This is a genomic window from Cupriavidus sp. 05N40 (genome assembly GCF_056397305.1).
On the sequence record NZ_JBFTND010000425.1, the window covers coordinates 1 to 1,619 of the forward strand.

General features: G+C 71.1%; 2 protein-coding genes. Both read left to right on the plus strand.

The genetic code is table 11. The features are described from left to right. Positions 1–35: 35 nt before the first annotated feature. Positions 36–1,154, plus strand: a complete 1,119-nt coding sequence (locus tag AC1DO7_RS41175) for a site-specific integrase (RefSeq protein WP_477117566.1) — start codon at positions 36–38, stop codon at positions 1,152–1,154. A 171-nt stretch (positions 1,155–1,325) separates the two neighbouring features. Then, positions 1,326–1,619, plus strand: a 294-nt coding sequence (locus tag AC1DO7_RS41180) for a hypothetical protein (protein ID WP_477117565.1), incomplete at its 3' end; no start/stop codon positions are given.

Here is a 1,619-nt window from a genome sequence, read left to right on the forward strand (position 1 = left end):
CCCCTGAAAACCCGCCAGATATCGCCCCTGAAAACCTGCCCGACGGTGGGCGGGGCCGCGTCGACCCTTCTTTCAGCCCTGCCCATGCCGATTTCCCCGCGCCGCTCCGCCCGTCAGAACTCGATCCGCCCGGCCGCCAGGCCGCAGAAGCGCTGTACCGGGAAGGCGAATCCGTCAACACGGTGGCCAGCTATCGTTCCGCCCTACGGTACTGGGCGGGCTGGTTCGCCCTGCGCTACGGTCAGCCGATCGCTCTTCCCTTGCAGCCGGCGGTCGTCATCCAGTTCCTGGTAGACCACGCCACGCGCAGTACGCCGCAAGGTCCCGTGAGTGAACTGCCGGCGGCCATCGATGCCGCACTGGTCGCGCGCGGGCTCAAGGCCCGCACCGGGCCACCCGCGCTGGCCACCTTGACGCACCGGCTGGCGGTGATCGCCAAGGCGCACCATCTGGAGGGTGCCGCCAACCCCTGCGCGGATCCGGCCGTGCGCGAGCTGCTGTCGCGCACGCGGCGCGCCTATGCCAGGCGCGGCGAGCGCCCGGCACGCAAGGCGGCACTGACGCGCGAGCCGCTGGCCCGCCTGCTGGCAACCTGTGACGACTCGCTGATCGGCCTGCGCGATCGCGCGCTGCTGCTGTTCGCCTGGTCCAGCGGTGGCCGGCGGCGTTCGGAAGTGGCCGGGGCCACCCTGGCCAACCTCACACGGCTGGCGCCGGGCGAATTCGTCTATGAACTGGGGTGGTCGAAGACCAACCAGTCCGGGGCCGACCTGCCGGATAACGCCAAGCCGGTGATCGGCGCGGCCGGCGCCGCGCTCGAAGCGTGGCTGCATGCGGCCGCGCTGAGCGAAGGCGCGATCTTCCGGCGCGTGCGCCGCGGCGGGCATGTGGGCGAAGGGCTGTCCGCGGCCGCCGTGCGCAAGATCGTCAAGCAGCGCTGCGAGCAGGCAGGAGTGGAGGGAGATTTTTCGGCGCACTCGCTGCGCTCGGGCTTCGTGACCGAGGCGGCGGCGCGCCAGGTGCCGCTGGCGGAAACCATGGCCATGACGGGCCATACCAGCGTCGCCACGCTGGTGCGCTACTTCCGCGCGGCGGATGCGCGGCGCTCGGCGGCAGCGGACCTGATCGGCAACGTCGGGGACGGCGAGGCTTAGGGCCTCCACGGCGCGGTGCGCCTGCCCGGTCACCTCGGGACTGGACAAGCCGCGCCGGCCGCACAAGAATGCCGACTTGGCCACACGCGGGTGAATCCGGCGCAGCGCCGATGCCTTGGCCACCCGACCCACCGACAGTGCCCGCCCGGGCGCCATCCACAGGAGATCTGCATGCGGCACTGGCTCATTCTGCTTGTCCTGGGCGTTTGCACCGGGCTCGCACATGCCGGCAAATGCGTCAACGGCGACAAGACGCTCTATTCGGATACGGCCTGCCCGCCGGGCTGGCGGGCCGCCGCGCTGGGCGGCAACCTGTCGCGCATCAGTCCCGAGCCGGAGACGGACGCGGCCAACCAACAGTTCCTGCGCAAGCGCGAGGCCGAGGAGCGCGAGTACCAGGCGCGCCTGGTACGCGAGCAGAACGACCTGGCACGCTCCGAGATCAACCAGTGCTATATGCTGGCC